Origin of the sequence: Litorimonas taeanensis (assembly GCF_003634015.1) — a bacterium.
GTDB lineage: Bacteria > Pseudomonadota > Alphaproteobacteria > Caulobacterales > Maricaulaceae > Litorimonas > Litorimonas taeanensis.
In genome coordinates, this window is the sequence record NZ_RBII01000002.1 from 933,701 (window position 1) to 954,152 (window position 20,452).

Annotated in this window: 16 protein-coding genes; 10 read left to right on the forward strand and 6 right to left on the reverse strand. The window is 48.1% G+C overall.

The window, feature by feature from the left end:
- Positions 1 to 12 precede the first annotated feature (12 nt).
- A complete protein-coding gene (locus DES40_RS12400) occupies positions 13 to 918 on the reverse strand; it encodes an ATP-grasp domain-containing protein (RefSeq protein ID WP_121102629.1) in 906 nt (301 codons plus the stop codon).
- A gap of 35 nt (positions 919 to 953) precedes the next feature.
- On the opposite strand from DES40_RS12400, the gene DES40_RS12405 reads away from it, so the two are divergent.
- From DES40_RS12405 to DES40_RS12415, 3 genes are all read left to right on the forward strand, one after another.
- Positions 954 to 2,003 (forward strand): adenosine kinase, encoded by a 1,050-nt coding sequence (locus tag DES40_RS12405; protein ID WP_233345624.1) that lies wholly within the window; start codon positions 954 to 956, stop codon positions 2,001 to 2,003.
- A gap of 185 nt (positions 2,004 to 2,188) precedes the next feature.
- A complete protein-coding gene (locus DES40_RS12410; RefSeq protein WP_121102630.1) occupies positions 2,189 to 2,842 on the forward strand; it encodes a LolA family protein in 654 nt (217 codons plus the stop codon).
- A gap of 71 nt (positions 2,843 to 2,913) precedes the next feature.
- The gene (locus DES40_RS12415) at positions 2,914 to 4,338 is read left to right on the forward strand and encodes a cryptochrome/photolyase family protein (protein ID WP_121102632.1); all 1,425 of its coding nucleotides are present in this window, start codon (positions 2,914 to 2,916) and stop codon (positions 4,336 to 4,338) included.
- Positions 4,339 to 4,348: 10 nt separating this feature from the next.
- Here DES40_RS12415 and DES40_RS12420 read toward each other — a convergent pair whose 3' ends face one another.
- Both DES40_RS12420 and purD read right to left on the reverse strand, forming a co-directional pair.
- Positions 4,349 to 5,686, reverse strand: a complete 1,338-nt coding sequence (locus tag DES40_RS12420) for a metal-dependent hydrolase family protein (RefSeq protein WP_121102634.1) — start codon at positions 5,684 to 5,686, stop codon at positions 4,349 to 4,351.
- An 84-nt stretch (positions 5,687 to 5,770) separates the two neighbouring features.
- The gene (purD, locus tag DES40_RS12425) at positions 5,771 to 7,039 is read right to left on the reverse strand and encodes a phosphoribosylamine--glycine ligase (protein ID WP_121102636.1); all 1,269 of its coding nucleotides are present in this window, start codon (positions 7,037 to 7,039) and stop codon (positions 5,771 to 5,773) included.
- 71 nt (positions 7,040 to 7,110) lie between these two features.
- On the opposite strand from purD, the gene xseA reads away from it, so the two are divergent.
- The 4 genes from xseA (at position 7,111) to DES40_RS12445 (ending at position 14,573) form a co-directional block, all read left to right on the forward strand.
- A complete protein-coding gene (xseA, locus tag DES40_RS12430) occupies positions 7,111 to 8,583 on the forward strand; it encodes an exodeoxyribonuclease VII large subunit (RefSeq protein WP_121102638.1) in 1,473 nt (490 codons plus the stop codon).
- A gap of 284 nt (positions 8,584 to 8,867) precedes the next feature.
- Complete coding sequence (locus DES40_RS12435) at positions 8,868 to 10,007, forward strand: efflux RND transporter periplasmic adaptor subunit (RefSeq protein WP_170144991.1); 1,140 nt, start codon at positions 8,868 to 8,870, stop codon at positions 10,005 to 10,007.
- A gap of 3 nt (positions 10,008 to 10,010) precedes the next feature.
- Positions 10,011 to 13,175: an efflux RND transporter permease subunit gene (locus DES40_RS12440; RefSeq protein ID WP_121102642.1), complete on the forward strand. Its 3,165-nt coding sequence runs from the start codon at positions 10,011 to 10,013 to the stop codon at positions 13,173 to 13,175.
- Positions 13,176 to 13,178: 3 nt separating this feature from the next.
- Positions 13,179 to 14,573: an efflux transporter outer membrane subunit gene (locus tag DES40_RS12445; RefSeq protein WP_121102644.1), complete on the forward strand. Its 1,395-nt coding sequence runs from the start codon at positions 13,179 to 13,181 to the stop codon at positions 14,571 to 14,573.
- Positions 14,574 to 14,836: 263 nt separating this feature from the next.
- Here the strand turns inward: DES40_RS12445 and DES40_RS12450 are convergent, their stop codons facing one another.
- From DES40_RS12450 to DES40_RS12460, 3 genes are all read right to left on the reverse strand, one after another.
- On the reverse strand, positions 14,837 to 15,700 hold the full coding sequence (locus DES40_RS12450) for a DUF4437 domain-containing protein (protein ID WP_121102646.1): 864 nt from the start codon (positions 15,698 to 15,700) through the stop codon (positions 14,837 to 14,839).
- A gap of 17 nt (positions 15,701 to 15,717) precedes the next feature.
- Positions 15,718 to 16,707 carry a zinc-dependent alcohol dehydrogenase family protein gene (locus DES40_RS12455; RefSeq protein WP_121102648.1) on the reverse strand — a complete coding sequence of 330 codons (990 nt, stop codon included), beginning with the start codon at positions 16,705 to 16,707 and terminating at the stop codon, positions 15,718 to 15,720.
- 104 nt (positions 16,708 to 16,811) lie between these two features.
- A complete protein-coding gene (locus DES40_RS12460) occupies positions 16,812 to 17,714 on the reverse strand; it encodes a LysR family transcriptional regulator (RefSeq protein ID WP_121102650.1) in 903 nt (300 codons plus the stop codon).
- A gap of 125 nt (positions 17,715 to 17,839) precedes the next feature.
- Here DES40_RS12460 and DES40_RS12465 point away from each other — a divergent pair, with 125 nt between their 5' ends.
- Genes DES40_RS12465 through DES40_RS12475 form a run of 3 tightly spaced genes read left to right on the forward strand, consistent with a single transcriptional unit; the run spans position 17,840 to position 20,400 of the window.
- The gene (locus DES40_RS12465; RefSeq protein ID WP_121102652.1) at positions 17,840 to 18,622 is read left to right on the forward strand and encodes a CmcJ/NvfI family oxidoreductase; all 783 of its coding nucleotides are present in this window, start codon (positions 17,840 to 17,842) and stop codon (positions 18,620 to 18,622) included.
- Positions 18,623 to 18,643: 21 nt separating this feature from the next.
- Entirely contained in the window at positions 18,644 to 19,558 is a 915-nt protein-coding gene (locus tag DES40_RS12470) for a phytanoyl-CoA dioxygenase family protein (RefSeq protein ID WP_121102654.1), read from the forward strand.
- 44 nt (positions 19,559 to 19,602) lie between these two features.
- The gene (locus DES40_RS12475; protein WP_121102988.1) at positions 19,603 to 20,400 is read left to right on the forward strand and encodes an SDR family NAD(P)-dependent oxidoreductase; all 798 of its coding nucleotides are present in this window, start codon (positions 19,603 to 19,605) and stop codon (positions 20,398 to 20,400) included.
- Positions 20,401 to 20,452: the final 52 nt, after the last annotated feature.

Here is a 20,452-nt window from a genome sequence, read left to right on the forward strand (position 1 = left end):
GTTCAGCGCGGCCTATCCCAGTCGTTTCTTAACAGCGGAAGCGAGTTTCTTTGCGCCTTCATTCTCGCCGCCTTCGCCATTTGCAAAAGTTAAATAGAGATAAGGCTCTAACATTTCGAGCTCGATGAGCTTTAATTGTCCATCATCCCCCCGTAGTAAATCAACGCGTGCGTAAAGCGGATTAAAGTCAAGAGAGTCTAATACTCGGCGCGCCGTTTCGCGTTCCTGCGCTGTCGGCTCATAAGGTGCTTCGCTTCCGCCATAGAGAGATTGAATGCGATAATCGCCTTTTTTGGGGGTTTTGTTCACTGCATGTGAAAACTGCCCTCCAAAATATAGAAAACTATATTCGCCTTCGGTTTGAACGCTGGGTAAAAAGGCTTGGATGAGAGCCGCCTCTGGGGGTAGTGTGTCTTTGCTAGGGAAGGGTTCGCCTTTATTATAAAGAACTTGTCGCCAAGCTCCTCCGCCGACTTGCGGTTTGATAACCAAGGTTTGCGTGTTCAATGTTTCAAAGGCTGCTGCAACATTGCGTTCTGTCACACGCTCTACCGTGAGTGTGCGAATGACAGGGGCGCCTAAACGCTCGAGCCCTTCTAGATAGTCTTTAACGGCATTCCACTTTAATATTTTATAACTATTAAAGAGTTTGGTTTTGGCATCAACCTTGGCCATTTCGCTCAGGAATTGGGCTTCGTTACCTTCAAAGTAATCCCAAACAAATAATGGGAGCATGGCGGCATAATTTTCAGCTTCTTTGGCGGCATCGCGCCAGCGCACAAGAGATAATTCCATGCCTTGTGCCGCAAATGCGGGGACGAGTTTGCCCATTTGCTCATCAAGTTCAAAACGGTCCAACCGTGCGCCCTCAGCATCAGGCAACATATTATCAGAAACTAAAATTGCGACAGAAATCATATTAATCCAGTCAAAACGCGAATGGGAATTGAGTTTTGCTCTTTTATCTAATAACGGCAGGGCCTCAAGCAAATATAGCCGTTATTAAAGGTGTAACTGTGAAGACAGATTTTGATGTTCTAGGAATCGGTAATGCATTGATGGATGTTATCTTGCCCGTCGATTACGCCTTTCTTGCCGATTATAGCCTGCAAAAAGGCAGTATGGCATTAATAGATAATGACCGTGTTGCCGTTCTTGGGCAGGCCTTTCGCGATGTTGAAGCTACGCCTCGAGAGATTGCGGGCGGCTCTGCGGCGAACACGATGGTCGGCATTGCCGAATTGGGCGTCCGCGCGGCCTATTTGGGTAAAATTGGAACCGATGGTGTGGGGCGCCGTTTGGCCAAAGGCTATCAAGAGGCAGGGGTTTATTTCCAATCAACGCCGTCTCGTTCTGGGGCGCCGAGTGGTCAATGTTTGATTGCCGTCACCCCTGATAGCGAACGGACAATGAGCACGTGTCTGGGTACTTCTGCTGAATTTTCAAAAGCTGATGTTTTAGAGGCAGATATAAAGCGTGCCCGTATCGTATATATGGAAGGATATTTGTTTGATAAAGTTGAGGCTAAGGCCGCTTTCATCAAAGCCGCTGAGATTGCCAAAGCGCATGGCCGAGAGGTCTCTCTGACTTTATCTGACAGTTTTTGTGTTGAACGTCATCATGAGAGCTTTGTGCATCTTGTACGAAATCACATCAATATTCTTTTTGCAAATGAGGCCGAGATGTTGGCCTTGGCGAAAACAGAGGATCTAGATGCGGCAATTGATGCCTTTACACATGAAAATTTGACGATGTGCATTACGCGAAGCGAAAAAGGCTCTCTTATTGTTGACGGGAAAACACGTCATGCCGTGCCGGCTATTCCCGTGACGAGTATTGTAGATACAACAGGGGCGGGCGATCAATATGCGGCGGGTGTTTTGGCTGGCCGAGCTTTAGGCCTAAGCTGGCCTGACGCCGGTTATTTAGGCTCGAAAGCCGCCGCCGAAGTCATCACACATTATGGCGCAAGACCTGAAACTTCGGTGATTCCGCTTTATTAGCGTCAACGCCTTTGGCGGTCTTCTTTCGGTGAATATTAAGAGCAGAGAGCCTTAACGAATGTTTTGGCCTTACCACGCATTAAGGCTAACCAATTTGTAATTTAAAAACACTGCTTTGTTCAGCTTGGATTTAAAGCCTTGCAGCTATAGAGGTCTCATGCAAACGCCCTTTATGGAGACGTAGAATGAAAAAATTATGGTTAGCCGCAGCGGTCTTAGCGATTTCCGTTCCCGTTTTTGCGCAAACATCACTTACTAACGCGCCGTCAGTTCAAATGGCCGCCTTTACAGACCCTTCAAATGTGCGGGCTGATTTAGCCCGAATAGACGCGGCTATGAACGCGACAAAAAGCTTCTCGGGCCGATTTGTACAGTATTATTCTGATGGCTCTGTGACAGGCGGTAAGGTTTATTTAAGCCGCCCTGAAAATTTACGTTTTGAATATGATGACCCAAACCCGCTTTTGATTGTCGTAGATAATGGCATGATGGTTTATCATGATAAGAAACTGGAAACCTACGACCGAGGTCCCTTATCGGCCACGCCGCTTTCATATTTTTTGAAAGAGGATTTGAATCTTGCAGAGGATACCGAAGTCGTGGCTCTGCAAAAAACAAATGCGGATTGGCGCGTTACGGCGCGCGATGGTTCGGGCAATATGGAGGGCGCCATTACGATGGTATTAGACGCGCAAACTCTGGCTTTGAAAGAGTGGATTATAACTGACGACTTTGGCGGAGAGACACGTGTTGTGCTTTCTGACCTCAGTTATAATGCTCGGCTTGACCCGCGCTTGTTTATTTTGCGCGAAGACAGCAACCGACGCGACCGCCGATAAATCATAGCTGTCCATTATTTTTGGGCACTTTTTATCAGTTCAGGTGTAGAGTGACTTAGAAGAGGAAGTCTATGCCTGAAAAACCCGTTATTATTTGGTTCCGACGCGACCTCCGTCTGTCTGATAACCCTGCGTTATCTGCTGCGATAGAGACGGGGCGGCCGCTTATTTTACTTTACATTGATGAGACAGATATTGCTCGAAAAGATGGGAGCGCGAAACGTGTCTGGCTGCATCATAGCCTGAAGGCCCTTTCACGCTCTATCAAAGAGAAAGGGGCTTCTCTGACAATACGCCAAGGCGAAGCTATGGCTATCTTAAATGATATAGTTGCAGAGACACAATCCACTGCCATATTCTGGAACCGACGATATGAAGCCGATAGAATAGAGGCGGACAAAAATATCAAGTCCGAACTCAAAGCCAAGGGCCTACACGTAGAGACGTTTAACGGGGCATTGTTAACCGAGCCCTGGGAGGTGTCTCCGAAATCTGGGGGTGATTATTATAAGGTGTTTACGCCTTATTGGCGGGCGGCTTGTCAAATAATTGAACCCAATATGATTGACTATGTACCGTATCCTGCGCCCGAAACCTTACGTGGCCATTCTTCTGTGCTGCGATCTGATGCTTTATCTTTGTTGCCAAAAGATCTGGATTGGGACGATAAAGTCATGCAAGGCTGGGAGGCAGGAGAGGCCGCCGCATGGGATCGCCTTGAGGATTTCTTAGCGTCATCGGTCGCTGATTATCCAGAGGCCAGAGATATTCCATCTAATAAAAGCGGCACATCACGGCTGTCACCCCATTTATCTGCGGGAGAAATCTCTCCGCGCCAAATTTGGCATGCTGCGCGGGCTTCGAATAAGAATGTCGATAAGTTTTTATCAGAAATTGGTTGGCGTGAATTCTCTTATGTCCTGCTCTATCACAATCCGAAACTAGCCAGTGAGAATTATAAGGTGGAGTTTAATGCTTTTCATTGGAGGGTTGATGAGACGGCGCTGAAAGCATGGCAAACAGGAAAAACAGGATACCCATTTGTTGATGCTGGATTACGGCAACTCTATCAAACTGGGTGGATGCATAATCGTGTTAGAATGGTTGTGGCCAGTTTTCTGATTAAGCATCTACTGATTGACTGGCGAGAGGGAGAGGCGTGGTTTTGGGACTGCCTCGTTGAGGCCGACCCCGCATCCAATGCAGCGAGCTGGCAATGGGTCGCTGGAAGCGGGGCTGATGCCTCGCCTTATTTCAGGATATTCAATCCTTTCACACAGGGGCAAAAATTTGATCCGCAGGGAGACTATGTAAAGGCGTTTGTTCCTGAGCTTAAATCTTTGCCGAATAAATATATTCACACCCCTTGGACAGCGCCTAGCTCGGTTTTAGACGACGCCAATATTTGCCTTGATACGGATTACCCAAGGCCGATGGTCGACCATAAAAGCGCACGAGAAAGGGCTTTGGCGACCTATAAACAAAGCCGCCAATAATTAAGGGCTATTACTTATTCTTATAAATGATGCCGCCTTTCATCACGAAATCAACATCTAAAAGTTCTTCAATATTGTTGAGCGGGTTTCCATACACACCAATCACATCAGCATATTTTCCGCCCTCTAGCGTACCGATTACGTCGCCAAGGCCAATATGTTTGGACGCTATCGTGGTCGCCGAAGCAATCGCTTCTTGCTCGCTCATGCCCGCCTTGATGAGATATTTAAATTCTTGGGCATTATCGCCATGTTTAGACACGCCTGTATCCGTTCCGAAGGCGATTTTAATGCCATTTTGATAGGCGATACTGGCCATTTCTTGCATTTGCGGGCCAACCTCAAGGGCTTTTTTCGCTGAATTTGGGGGCAACCAATCAGAATTATTGGCCCAGTCCACGACTGTCATGCCTGCCATAATGGTTGGAACGAGAGTGGCATCATAACGCTTGAAAAGGCGGGCGGTTGTCGCATCTAGATAGGTTCCATGTTCTATGGATTGTACGCCTGCTTTTAATGCCGATTCTATACCCGTCTTACCATGCGCATGGGCTGTGACTTTACGGCCCATCTTGGTGGCGGCTTCAACGATTGCTTTTAATTCATCATCGAAAAACTGCTGCCCTGTGCCGGCATTTGTATTGGATAGCACGCCGCCTGTTGCTGTGATTTTAATGACATCTGCCCCGTTTTTAACAGCTTGTCTTACAGCGCGGCGGCAATCGCTCGGCCCATCGCAAACGGTTTCAGAGCGCATCATGTGAAGGAGGTCATCCTTAAAGCCATGCGCGTCCCCATGTCCGCCAGATACGGAAATGGCGGAACCTGCCGCTTGGATATGCGGCCCCGGAACAAGCCCCGCATTAATAGCGCGTTTCAACGCAAATATCTCTTTTGGGCCGCCCACGTCTTGGACGGCGGTGAAGCCCGCCATTAGCGTCGTTTTAGCATGTTTGGCCGCTTGGAAAGCTCTGTCTCCAGCTTCCATTGTAACGGGTTCCCAGCGTGAGGTTGGTGACCATTCACTACGTAGGTGAACATGGCTGTCGATGAGGCCGGGCAGAAAAAACATATCCCGTTTATCAAGAATTGTAGCGTCTTCGTCGTCTAAAAATCCTTTTTCAACACCGACGATTTTTCCCTTATGGATGATGATAGTCGCGTCTTGAATAGGCGCCTGACCCGGCACGGCCAAAACATGCCCTGCGTGTATGAGGGTGTAATCCTCATAGTTTTCTTCGTATTTAGCCTGAGTATCATTTTGGGCAAAGGCGTTAAACGCGACGCCTATCCCCCCAATGAAAAAGGCGATAGCGGCGGCAGAGGTCAAAAGCGTACGATAGGTCATGATTGACCTTTAACACATTCTTAACCTTTGCGAAGGGGCTTCCCCTGAAAGGTGATTATTGTCCCCAAATTTAAAACGAGTGAACTACAGAGCGTGATGGGCAATGTCGCGTCTGTAAAATCCATCTGGCCAATCAATGGCTTCATCAATGGCTTTATAAGCTTGCTCCACAGCTTTTTCCAACGTCTCGGCTTGGGCGGTTACAGATAAGACGCGCCCACCAACGGCCTGAAGATCGTCTTCTTTACGTTTTGTACCCGCATGAAAAACTACGACGCCGTCCATTTCATTGGCAGTTTCAAGCCCTTTGATAGAGGTGCCTTTCTTATAGCTTCCGGGATAACCCTTGGCAGCCAAAACGACGTTGACTGTGGGTTCATCAAACCAAGCTGGAGCTTGGGCTTTGTCAAGCGTGCCAGATTCAGCCGCGACAAGAATTTCCATCAAATCACTTTGTAGGCGGCGCATTAAGACCTGACATTCAGGATCGCCAAATCGCGCATTATATTCAATGAGCTTTGGGCCTTCATCCGTCATCATCAGGCCGGCAAATAAAACGCCAATGAAAGGGTTTCCGTCTTTAGCCATGCCGTAAACTGTCGGTTGGATAATTTTATCCATGACGGTTTTCATAGCGGCATCATCAAAAATTGGAGCAGGGGAGTAAGCGCCCATCCCGCCCGTATTTGGGCCTTTGTCTCCGTCAAAAGCGCGCTTATGATCTTGCGCGGCGATGAGAGGCATAGCGGTCGTGCCGTCTGAAATCGCAAAGAAACTGGCCTCTTGCCCTTGCATAAATTCTTCAATGACAACTTTGGTGGAGGCGTCTCCAAATTTACCTGAGAAAAATTCATCAAGTTCGGCTTCGGCGGCCTTTAAGGTTTCAGGGATGACGACGCCTTTACCTGCGGCCAACCCGTCTGCCTTCAAAACATAGGGCGCTTTCATTGTTTTCAAATAGGCCTTGGCCTCATCAATATCCGTAAAGACGCCATACCCTGCGGTGGGAATGTTATATCGCGTGCAGAACTCTTTGGTGAAGGATTTGGAGGATTCTAATTGGGCGGCGGCTTGGGTGGGGCCAAAGACTTTTATGCCATTCGCTTGTAATTCATCAACAAGACCCAATGCGAGAGGTTGTTCTGGTCCCACGACGACAAAATCATATTCACCGCGTTGAATAAGACCTAGTAATCCAACAATGTCATCGGCGGCAATATCAACAATATTGGCAATTTCTGCCATGCCGGCATTGCCGGGGGCACAGGTCAAATCTGAGACCAATGGGCTTTGCGCTAATTTCCAAGCAAGTGCGTGCTCGCGTCCGCCTGAACCAATAAGAAGTACATTCATGTCTAACCCTCGAAATTCGGGCGCTCTCTACCCTATACAGACGATGAAATCCATTCTATTTCCCAACTCTTATGACCTCAAACACGCCAGAATATTCCGTCTCTGAACTCGCTTATTCTTTGAAGCGTAGTATCGAAGAACAATTTGGGCATGTGCGCGTACGTGGAGAGTTAGGCCGCGTGACCATCGCACGGTCTGGGCATTGTTATTTGGATGTCAAAGACGACAAGGCCGTGATTAACTCCATTATATGGAAGGGGGTCATGGGGCGATTGTCTATGCAGCCCGAAGAAGGCATGGAAGTTGTCTGCGAAGGCAAACTCTCGACCTATCCGGGGCGTTCAAATTATCAACTTATCATAGATAAAATGGAACTCGCAGGGGCGGGAGCCTTGATGGCGCTCTATGAAAAGCGGAAAAAAGCCCTCGCCGCAGAAGGCCTGTTTGATGCAGGCCGTAAAGTGCCTCTCCCTTTCATGCCCAAAACGATTGGGGTTGTGACCTCACAAACTGGGGCTGTTATCCGAGACATTTTACACCGTATTTCAGATCGCTTCCCGAGCCATGTCTTGGTGTGGCCAGTTCTTGTGCAGGGCGATAAAGCCGCAGAGCAAATCGCTGCCGCTATCACAGGGTTTAACCATGCCGCGGGGTTTCCAAAACCTGATGTATTGATTGTAGCGCGGGGCGGTGGCTCCATGGAGGATTTGTGGTGCTTTAACGAAGAGGTCGTCGCGCGGGCGGCAGCGGCGTCTACTATTCCTCTGATTTCTGCGGTTGGACATGAAACCGATTGGACATTGATTGATTATGTTGCGGATTACCGCGCGCCCACCCCAACTGGGGCGGCGGAGGTCGCCGTCCCTGTAATGGCTGATTGGGTCGAAACTTTAGCGGATTACGGTCTTCGCCTCAGCAGAGGTTTACGGCGTTCGGTGACAGAGCGTCAAAACCGTCTAAAGGCGGCCCGATTGCCGCGTCTTGAAACAGTTTTGGCCCCGGCTCAGCAAAGATTAGATTTAGCCTCCGCACGGCTTCCATCTGCTCAGCGATTATATGAGCCACAGCGAAATGCCCTCGCCCTGCAGCGGCTCCCGTCTATGACGCAAATCCTAGCGCGGGCTTCTGAACGCTTAATTCAAAGAGAAAAAGCGCTGCAGTCAGCCATGCGTTTTGCGAAAACTCGATATGAGACAAAACTCAAACAGGACGCCGTCACTGTGTCTCGGTTAGGGGAGGAGACAAACCGTTCCATCTCGCGTTATTTTGAGAGCCAATCTCAACGCCTTAGCCGCGCGAGTAAATTGCTAGAGGCTTATAGCTATCAAGGCGTTCTTGAACGCGGATATGCCTTGGTTCAGGATGAGAATGGCAAAGTGGTTCGCAGCAAAGAGAGCGTGAGTGCGGGGCAATCCATAAATCTGACATTTGCAGATGGCAGACGACAAGCCGTAATTGCTGGCGGAGAGGTAGTTGAGACAGTGAAACCCAAGCCTTTAAAAGCAAGAAAACCCAAACCCACGACCCAGCAAGATTTGTTCTAAATCACGGCTGGCTCATAAATCCTCCCTAAATGCATTTTTGCAGCTTGGTCATATAATTATGTCTGATGGTTGAAATAGGGAAACCGCCTTCCTACTTGCCGCTGATGTTATTTATTTTCCATGTGTCGTTCTTATAGGGTGTGACCAAGATAGAGCATTGATGCAAGTCTGATATGCAAATCCTCATCTGGTTATTTTTCATCCGCTAAGTAAGGACACATTTGGCGCACACGTGTTTAAAGAATGGTCGGATACTCATGCCTTTTTCCCCTAAGCAGATTTCATTGAAAAAACTACTACCGAGCAGCGCTGCTGTTCTGTTTTTGGCGGCTTGCGGCACGGAGAGCGTTACCGCCCCGCCGCCCGCGCCAGCGCCTTTGTCGGTGCAGGTTCATACAGTAAAGCTTGAGCCTATTGATAATATCGTAAGCTTGTCTGGTCGAGCGCGTGCTTATCGCGAGGCTGAAATTCGTCCAGAAGTCTCTGGTCTTATTGTCGACCGTTTATTCGAAGAAGGGCAAGAAGTCTCAAGAGGGACAGCGCTTTATAAAATTGATGATGCGCGATATTCAGCCGAAGTTCAAAGCGCCAAAGCTGCATTGGAGCGGTCGAAATCGGCGTCTCAACTCGCGGATGAGACCTTGGCAAGGTTTGAACGCTTGGCCAGTATTCGCGCGGTGAGCCAACAAGAATATGAACAAGCTCTTGCAACAGCAAATCAAGCAAAGGCCGATATTAATATTCAACGGGCTGCGGTTGACCGCACGACAATTGATTATGAGAAAACAGTCATTCGGGCACCTATTAGCGGTCAAATTGGTCGGTCATCTGTAACAACAGGTGCGCTTGTTACCGCTAATCAGTCACAATCTTTGGCGCGTATTCTACAGCTTGATCCGATTTATGTGGACATGGCTATCCCAAGTGTGCGTGTGGTGGACTTTAACAGAAAAATAAAGAACGGCGAAATAGAGCTGGACGATAAAGACACAGTCGAAGTCGGGATCATCATGGAAGATGGTCAGCCTTATGACTATCCGGGAAAAATTGCCTTTGCTGAGGTTAGTGTGGATGAAAATGCCGGCTCAGTCACATTGCGGACTACCGTGCCAAATCCAGACGGAACTCTTTTGCCAGGTATGTATCTTCAAGCAGAGGTTCCAGCCGGTCGATTTGAAGCGGCTGCCACTGTCCCCCAAGAGGCTGTGACAAGAACGGCCCGCGGCGAGGTTGCTGTGTTCGTTTCAAATGCTGACAATATCGTTGAGCGTAAGAGCATTCAAACTGTCGGTAATTTAGGCAATTCATGGATTGTTACGTCGGGTCTTAAGACGGGCGATAAAATTATCACATCAAATTTACAGGGAATTAAAGAAGGCATGGCGGTTACGCCAATGACGACATTTAATTCTGGGGCTCAGTAAATCATGGCGCGTTATTTTATTGATAGACCCGTTTTCGCGTGGGTAATCGCGATTGGTATTATGCTCATGGGCTTGTTGGCTTTTCGGAGTTTGCCTGTTGCGCAATACCCAGAAATAGCCCCGCCGACTATTACTGTTACGGCAACATATCCTGGCGCTTCGGGTAAAGCGGTTGAAGATTCGGTCACGCAAGTCATCGAACAACAAATGACAGGTCTGGATGGACTTGATTATATGTCATCGACCTCAAGCTCATCAGGGGTTGGTACGACGACTTTGACGTTTAAATCCAATGTTGATGCGGATATCGCACAGGTTCAGGTTCAAAATAAACTCTCTTTGGCGACGCCGCTCTTACCGCAAGATGTGCAGCGTCAGGGTGTGACGGTGACAAAGGCTGGCGCAGGTTTCCTTATGGTTGTGTCGCTCTATTCTCCAAATGCGCAATATAATCAGTTTGATCTTGGGGATTATATTAAGAGTAACATTTTGGATACGGTGAACCGAATTCCAGGGGTCGGTAGTTCCCAGTTATTTGGTTCTGGTTACGCCATGCGAATTTGGTTGAACCCCAGTAAATTAGATCAATTTGGCCTTATGCCCAGCGATGTCATTGCGGCTATTCAGGCGCAAAACTCTCAAGTTTCCGCTGGGTCACTGGGGGATGCGCCAACATCAAAGGATCAGAAATATACAGCCACAGTCACATTGCAGTCTTTGATGCAAACTCCCGAAGAATTCCGCGCACTCGTGCTCCGCACAACAGCGGGGGGGCGTACTTTGACCTTGGGCGAAGTGGCTGATGTTGAGATTGGCGCTGAACAATATTCATTTGGGGCTACATATAATGGGCACCCTGCGGCTGGCTTTGCAGTGTCTCTTGCATCAGGAGCTAATGCTCTTGAAACGGCTGAAGCCGTTCGTGAGCTTGTCCATGAATTAGAGAGTTCGCTCCCAGACGGCATGTCGATTGAGGTGCCTTATGATACGACCCCCTTTGTGGAAGAGTCTATTCATGAGGTTCAAAAGACATTGGTTGAAGCCGTGATCTTGGTCTTCATTGTTATTTTTGTTTTCTTACAATCCTTACGCGCGACCTTCGTACCTATGGTGGCGATCCCCGTGGTATTATTAGGGACGTTGGCCATTATGTCTGTGGCAGGGTTTTCGTTAAATATGTTGACCTTATTTGCCATGGTGCTTGCTATTGGTCTTTTGGTTGATGACGCGATTGTTGTCGTTGAAAATGTCGAACGCGTTATGGAAGAAGACGGGCTAGGCCCACGCGAAGCCGCCAAAAAGTCAATGGATCAGATTTCAGGCGCGCTTGTGGGTATCGTTGTTGTGTTATCAGCGGTTTATATCCCTATGGCCTTCTTCCCCGGTATTACGGGCGTTATTTATCGTCAGTTCTCTGTGACGATTGTCTCGGCAATGGTATTGTCAGTGATTGTGGCGATTGTTTTATCACCTGCAATCGCAGCGAATTTCTTACGGCCCAAAGCCGAAGTAAGAGGCCCTCTCCACAAACCGGGTGATCTTTTCAATAAAGGGTTCGACCGCCTTAGAAACGGATATGAAGGTATCGTTGCGCGTATTTTGCGCCGCCGCTGGATATTTATGGGCGTTTTTGCCGTGATTACAGTCGTGATGGGATTGGGCTTTCAATCCCTACCCAATGGATTTTTGCCTGATGAAGACCAAGGCGCTGTTATTACTATGGCGACATTGCCGGGTGATGCCTCAAAAGCGCGAACAGAAGCGACTATGGCGGATGTTGCCAATCATTATATGCAAAATGAAGCTGAGAATGTGAAAGGTGTTTTCGCTGTTTCAGGTTTTAGTTTCGCAGGAGCAGGGGCCAATCAGGGGCTATCATTTGCGCCGCTTAACCCTTGGGATGAACGAACAGATCCAAGTCAGGCTGCGGCGGCAATTGCGATGCGAACGACAATGGCGATGCATAATCACCCAGATGGTTTTATCTTTGCTTTGACGCCGCCGGCACTTCCTGCCCTTGGTCAGGTGAGTGGGTTTAACCTCTATCTTAAGGATGAAGCGCAATTAGGACGCGAAGCGTTGATGAACGCACGAAATATGCTGCTTGGACAAGCGGCGCAAAGTTCGCTCCTGGCCAATGTCCGCCCAAATGGGCGTGAGGATGGGCCGCAATATAATCTAGAGATGGATTATAAAAAGGCGCAAGCTTTGGGCGTACAAACTAGCGACCTAGCTTCTGTTCTATCCTCTGCAATGGGGTCTAATTACGTAAATGATTTCCTAGATCGTGGCCGCATTAAACGTGTCATTTTAGGCGGTGAAATGTCAGCGCGGATGCAGCCTGATGATATTTCAAAATGGCGTGTGCGAAATAGCAATGGAGACATGATTCCCGTCGATGAATTGCTTAGCGCGGAATGGGGTTTTGGCTCTCCGCAGCTCGAACGATATAACGGTGTTCCGGCCTTTAACATTCAAGGTGCGGCTGCCACTGGGTTGAGTTCAGGTGTTGCTATGGATGAAATGGAGCGCCTGATAAATGCGCTTCCAGAAGGTATAGGTTTTGAGTGGACAGGCGTGAGTGCTGAAGAACGGCAATCTGGCAACCAAGCCTCAATACTATATGCTTTATCCATTCTCTTTATTTTCCTCTGTTTGGCGGCACTCTATGAAAGTTGGACTGTCCCCGTTGCTGTATTGCTCGTGGCGCCCTTGGGTGTTGCTGGCGCCGTTGCGGCCGCGCATTTCCGTGGATTATCAAATGATGTGTTCTTCCAAGTGGGGCTTTTAACGACCGTTGGTCTGGCCGCTAAGAATGCAATTTTGATTGTCGAATTTGCAAAAGATCTTGAAGAAGAAGGTAAAGAATTAATTGCGGCAACCCTAGAGGCGGTTCGCATGAGATTACGTCCTATCTTGATGACATCTTTGGCGTTTGGATTTGGTGTTTTGCCTTTGGCGCTAGGCACAGGCGCAGGGGCAGGTGCCCGTGTGGCAATTGGTACGGCTGTTCTCGGGGGGATGATTTTCTCGACCGCTTTCGGGATTTTCTTTGCTCCGCTATTTTATGTCTTCGTAAGACGTTTAACTGGCAAGAAAACCGAGAAGCAAATTGAAGTCGAGCAAAGCGCCGCGTCTCAGCCTAATTTACCTCAACAGGAGGCGTAAGAAATGACGTATAAACATGTAATTTTGACGCTTTTATCTGGTAGTGTTTTGACGGGGTGCGCGAGTCTCTCTGAAGTGTATTCGCCGCCTAGCTCTAGCGTAGAGACGGCTCTGAGAATGACAGATGATTCCGTTCCCTCAAAGCCTCTATATTGGGATGAACTGGTCACTTCGCCTGAGCTTAAGGCCTTGATTGAAATGGGGCTCGATGAAAATAGAGATCTTAAAGTCTCGGCGGCTAATGTCCAATTAGCGCGCGCGCAATTAAGGCTCTCACAGGCTGACCGCTTGCCCACATTATCCGTAACAGGGAGCGCAACAGAAGGCGGCAGAATTGCCGGCAATAGAACAACAGCTTCGGCTTTCTTTTCTGATAGTACAGTCGCTCAAATTGGGGCTTCATCCTATGAGCTTGATTTCTTTGGGCGGCTTGAAAGCCGAGAAGAATCCGCTTTCCAGCAATATTTAGCTACAGAAGCTGGTGAACGCAGCGTGCGTATTTCGGTCGTTGCAGCCATTATGGACGCATGGATGCAGTTGGGCGCGGATCAGGCCTTACTTAATCTTGCCCAAGAAACAGCAAGCAATCAAAAGGTTAGTTTAGAGCTTACCCAAGGTCTGTTGGATGCCGGCGCCGCGAATGAGCTGGATGTGCGCCGTGCCTCCGCCTCTATGCAATCTGCCTTGGCAGATGTTGCGCAATCACAAGCGCTGATCATGCAAGACAAAAACACGCTTGAGCTATTGGTGGGTAGTAAAATTCCAGAATCAATTTTTACCGCGGTGCAGCTTACGCCCTATCCTGTAAAAACTGATATTCCTGTTGAATTGTCTTCCTCAGTTTTACTTAACCGCCCTGATATTATTGCGGCTGAGGCCTCTTTGAAGGCCGCGAGTGCTGATATCATTGCAGCGCGGGCCGCATATTTTCCAACGATTTCTTTGACGGGGTCTGTCGGAGAGGCAAGCTTAGGGTTGAAGAATTTGTTTGATGGTGGCGGCGCTTTGGGATGGAGTTTTGGCCCAACTCTTTCATTGCCTATATTTGACGGTGGCCGCCGTGATGCGAATTTAGAGGGGGCAAAGGCCTCTGAAGCACTGGCCTTGGCGCAATATGAACAAGCCATCCAAACGGCCTTTAAAGAAGCCTCTGACGCCTTGGCCGTTGCGAGTACGATTGATGCACGCCTTTCCGCTTTAGACCAATTTACCGAAGATACAGGGGTGACCCTCTATTTGTCTCGAGAACGGTTTAAAGAAGGTCTTGATGATTATTTATCTGTCTTGGATGCGCAGCGCCAAGATTTCACTGGGCGTCAACAACATATACTTGTTCAGCTTCTGAAAGGGCAAAATACAACGGCCCTTTATAGAGCGCTGGGCAGTTGGTCTGAATAAGCCTGTTTAAAGAGTTTGCAGAGTATTGTTGCGACAATCGCGACATATTATTTAAATACAGAGCCAAACGGCTCTGTAAGTGAAAAATATGAGTCCGCTAGACTATGGCCTCTATTTTTCTCATTCATGAAATAAGTAATCATAGCCTTACACCTGATATTCGCATTAATTCAGAACGGAGATTATGATTATATCTATTGATTGTTAAAGGCAGGAACCAAAAAAGGCCGAAGATGTACCACGGCCTAAATGTGCCTATCGCACTATTTAATTTGAAAACGCCCTTCCGTTCTTATGTAAACCAAGCAAGCCGTTTCGATATTACAGCTAAGGGTGTGGGGTATGTTCTCTGCTGATGCGAAATAGCTTCCTGCATTGATGTCGGTGGGCGCTGTAACTCCAGCGACAGTATGGGTAACATTACCCTGTATGATGACGGACTTAAGCTCTCCGCCATGTGTAGAAAGATTAGCTTGGTAGCCGGGTGGCAACCTAATCATTGAGCCGCTTAAGGCGCTCTCAGATAAATTACCCCAGAGCAAAGTAACCTCAGGCCCGTCCTCTATATCATCAACCTTAATCCAATTCATTTGGTCTGCGTTCATCCAAACCATGTTTGAACTTTCTAGATTAAGAGGATGCTCGCCACTTTCGAATGCGAGCTCACCGGGCTGTACCAAATAAGGCCCTTCTAATATTTCAAGGAATCCTGTCCCGCCTACACCAGACTGCGCAGAGGTTATATGCACTTCGCCCGCGGGCTGTGTCCAAAATGTTCCCGGCCCCATCCACATATTTGCGGCGTCAGGGTCATCATTGTGGATTGCCCCGCTGATAACTATAGCCCGATAGGTGATGTTGTGAATATGGGGCGGGGACGAAAACCCGTCAGAGAATTTCAAAACCATACCAGACGCGACATCTTTGGAGATATCTCCCCAAAGCACGCCCGCCTGCGGACTGGCATCACCTCTGGCTGGATTGAGCGGTTGATATGAGACATCCTCTGCCGTCATAAGGGTGATGCTGTCTTTTTGTGTCTGGGTATAAGTTGTGGGTTCTGCCCCAGAGCAAGCGCCAATGACGACAAAGAAGGGCGCAATAATTCGTGATTTTAAATTTTTCATTTTTTGCTCCTCTGCTTTTAAATTGATACGACAACTTTGCCAATGGCTTGGCCACTCGTAAGGCGATCATAGGCTGCGTTAATATCTTCTAATGTAAACGCCTCATCATCAAGCCGCGGCGTTAGCGCGCCCGCATCAATAATTTTGGCAAGTTCAGCAAGAATCTGGCCATGGACTTCGCGCTCATGATTGTGAAGCATCGGAATAAGCATAAATATAACATGAAGCGAGAGACCTTTAAAATGGGCAGGACTTAGGTCTAGCTCGAGCAAAGACACTGTCGTTGCAATATGGGCATTGAGCGCTGCGGCTTCGAATGAGTTTGTAAGGTTTTGTCCGCCCACAGAGTCAAAAATAATATCAAACCCAGCACCATCGGTATATTGGGCCACATAATCACTCACGGCTTGACGTTTAAAGTCGATAGCTGTTGCGCCGTAACTTTCAATGAGTTCCATGCGTTTGTCGCCTGTATCCGTTGCGAAGACTTCAGCGCCCATATGTTTGGCGAGTTGTACGGCAAGGTGGCCGACGCCGCCAGAGCCGCCTTGAACCAAGATTTTTTGTCCAGACCTTGCGCCCGCGCGTTTTAAGCCTTCATAAGCGGTAATGCCTACCAGTGGAATTGCGGCGGCTTCGCGCATAGAAAGTGTTTTCGGTTTATGCGCAATGAGCTTTGCATCAGCGTTAATTAGCTCTGTTAATGTGCCCTGCAAACCAATGAGGCCGCCTGCGCAGCCATAGACTTCATCACCAGGAGCAAAGTTTGTCACGCCTTCGCCAAAAGCCTCGACCGTACCAGCAAAGTCCATGCCGAGAATGGCCGGCAGGTCAGGCGAAAGCGGTAATTGTTCCTGACCCATCTGGCGGATCATCGTATCTACTGTATTCACGCTACTCGCAGCGATGCGGACTAAGACGTGACCATTGGTAACTGTGGGTTCGTCAATATCAGCCAGTTCGAACTTTGCAGTCTCACCATATGATTTTAGGGACATTGCTTTCATGGGGTAACCTCAATTATTGTTTGTGTTGAGGTTAATTAGATTGTGCTCCTTTTAATGATAAGCGAGCTAAAAGGATAATCAGTTTTTAGAATTTCTATATAAAACTATTGTGTCCAGACGGGCGGTGTTCCGATTTTCTCTATAAGAAAATCTATCATCACTCTTACTTTGGCCGTCAGAACATTTGATTTTGGATAGACGAGCCAAATGGCCGAGCCATCATCGACTCTATATTCAGGTAAGACTCTGAGGAGTGAACCCTTTCGCAATTCCTGATGGATACTCCACATGGAACTCATAGAGATGCCGACCCCTGCCAAGGTGGCAAGGCGTGTGCTTGCCCCGTCATCACATTGCACGCGGGTTTTGGCTTGGCTTGGTGGAAATTGGTGAACTTCACCTTTCGGACTTGTCAGATCGCGCTTTAACCCGCCAAAAACGACAAGGCGGTGATGGGCAAGGTCTTCTGGTCTTTGTGGCGTTCCATGTTCTGCTAGATAATCAGGTGAGGCACATAGCACACGTTTATCATCTGCGAGTTTTCGTCCCATCATTGCGCTATCTTCAAGGGCAAAGTTACGCAAAGCGAGGTCATACCCTCCTTCAATCAATTTGGCTTGGGTATCTGAGAACCGCAAATCAAGGCTTATCTCTGGGTAACGGGTTAAAAATTCTGGTAATATAGGGGCGACATAAAGCTGGGCGAAAGTACTGGAGCAGGCAAAGCGGAGCGTTCCCGATACTTCGGGATTTCCTTTGCCAAGGGCGACGAGCCCTGCCTCTTCTTGTGCAATTATTTCTTTGGCAAAAGGCAGGAATTCTGCGCCTTCCAATGACAAAGAGACTTTCCGTGTTGAACGGTGCAAAAGATCGGCGCCAAGCTGATTTTCTAATTTAGCGAGGCGCGCGCCGGCGACAGCTGGCGCCAGACCTAATTGTCGGCCAGCTGCGCTGATATTCAACATTTCAGCGGCCATAACAAATAATCTAAGGGCTTCCGTATCCATAGCTTTATTATATCCAAAAACTAAAAACTGTTTCAAAATATAGCGCGTTTATTTTCATAATTCAATAAATTATCTCTAAATCAACAAAACGGCCATGACGGCTTAAATTGAATTGGAGTTGGAAAATGCAAACCAAAGCCCGTGTAAATTACCACGTCAAAAAGAATATTCCGCAGGCTTTTGTCCTAGATGGAGATGGCATGTCAGGTCAGCTGATTGCGCCTGAGCTTGCATCGACTGAAGTGCAAGTCGATGATTTGCGCTCAAGTCATAAACCTCTAAATTTCAATGATGATGGCGTATCATTTGTAACATCTCCTACCAAGGTGTCTCGCTTTAGTGAGGGTGAAAACTGGCGTGAGCCATATGAGGCAGAGCTCATCAATCTTTTGAAGCAGACCATAGGCGCAAAAGAGGTGATAGTTTTTGACCATACTGTTCGTGTCGATGAGCCAGAAGCGACGCGGCGCCCCGCGCGTAATGTTCATAATGATTTCACCCATGCCAGCGCAGAGCAGCGATTAGATGAGCTCTTGGGGGAAGCCCGTGCTGAAGACTTCCGTAAAGGTAAATTCGGATTTGTGAATGTGTGGCGGCCCATTGAGACTGTCGTTAAATCTTCCCCTCTTGGATTCATTAAACCCGCTTCTATGCAGGCAGGAGATTGGATGGACATTAATGTCGTTTACCCCGATCGTGTGGGCCAAGTGCTTGGTGTTGCAGCCAATGATAGACATGAGTGGTTCTATCAATCTGAGATGACACCCGAAGAAGCCATAATCTTTAACATCTACGATAATCAAGATCGTCCTCACATCGCGCATAGCGCCCTCGATATTTTGAGTGAGAGCGACGTTTCCACACCGCGTAAAAGCATCGAGAGCCGTTCTCTTGTGCGATACGAGTAATTCCTGAAAGGAATGAAAACCATGTCGACAACTTTATTGACACAAGCCCGCACAGTTTCCCGTCCAACGCGGCAAGCCATGTTGCAACGTGACCCTAGCGTTCATGAATTTTGGCATGAAAACGCAAAAATTTTCGAGGCAGCCTGGGCAGAGTGGGAGGAGAAAGAAGGGAACAAGCAATTCGTTTTGGATGCCTCTTTGTATGCGCCCGCGCTTCGGCGCGCGATTGAGCAAAGCTGGAAAAACCCAAATAAAGAAATCGCCGTCAAAGACCTATGGACAGAAGTGTTTCCAAATGTGTTTGAAGCGCAATTCTTTGACCCAGAAAAACTCCATATTTTAAGAGCTTATCTCGACAAAGTATTTGAAGCCGATATTCCCCTACGACCTCCTTATGGCATTGTCCTTAATCGAAGAGGCGCGATGCTTGACCCAAGATCCGAAGGTTATCTGGCGACTCCAACTTTTCAAACATTCTATCATGAATTGATCAACCAATATATGCGGCCCGTCTCTCGGTTATTACTCCCGGATACCTATGGGTATGATAGTCAAAGTTTTGGTTTTTCAATTGCCTGGCAAGCAGGAAAAGATACGACCTTGCGACCACATACCGATGCATCAAGCGTGACGCTCAATATTAATTTGAACCTACCAGAAGAATCCTTTGGAGGGTCCGCTGTACGATTTATTGATCCGGTAAACCGAAAAGTAGAGAGCCTGAGCTTTAAACCAGGGACGGCTTTAATCCACCATGGCAATGTCGCGCACGCATCGGAGCCTATCACAGAGGGAGAGCGGCATAATTTCATTTTATGGCTTTACGGGGAAGGGGGACAGACGCCTTATCCGCACGGACCAGCCTCGATGCCCATCAGCGCGAAGGAAAGATGGACAATACCCGATAACCGCCCAGATGGTTTTGCGCCCTTTTAATGACTGAGACAATTGAAACCGATATACGCTTAAGGACAAATATCATGACAAAGACGATATTAATTACAGGGGCCACTGATGGCATTGGCCTTGAGACTGCCAAGATGATGGCCCCAGAAGGGCATACACTTTTGCTACATGGCCGAAACACAGACAAGCTGAAGTCGGTCAAAAATGTCATCGCCTCCGTGAAAGGAGCCGGCGAAATTAAAACCTACAGAGCGGATCTTTCGGTGCTGACCGAGGTTGAGGCTTTGGCCCGCAAGGTGAAGGATGATTTTGATACACTTGATATCCTAATTAATAATGCCGGCGTCTTCAAAATGTCGAACCCCGTCACTGAGAGTGGATATGATGCGCGCTTCATCGTCAATGTTGTGGCGCCGTATCAATTAACGAAAGCCTTACTCCCTATTTTTAATAAAAATGGACGGGTTGTGAATTTAGCCTCAGCAGCTCAAGCGCCTGTTAATGTGAAAGGCTTCCTAGATAAGCAGGCCTTCTCTGCTGGTGAGGCTTATGCTCAGAGCAAGCTCGCACTGATTATGTGGTCATATGAGATGGCCAAAGCGCTTGGCAAGAATGGGCCCGCCATAATTGCCGTTAATCCTGCATCATTTTTAGGCAGTAAAATGGTCAAAGAGGCTTATGGTCGTATCGGTCAGGACTTACGCATTGGCGCAGATATATTAACGCGCGCGTCATTAAGCGATGCTTTTGCGGATGCGTCTGGTCGCTATTATGACAATGATCGCAAGGCCTTCACAGAGCCACACCCTGATGCTCTAGATTCCGCAAAAAACAAACGCCTCATCAAAGCCATTGAAGGCGTGATTAGCTAATCCGTTAATCTCTCTACATCCCTGCATTCCAGATTGATTTTATCCATCTGGT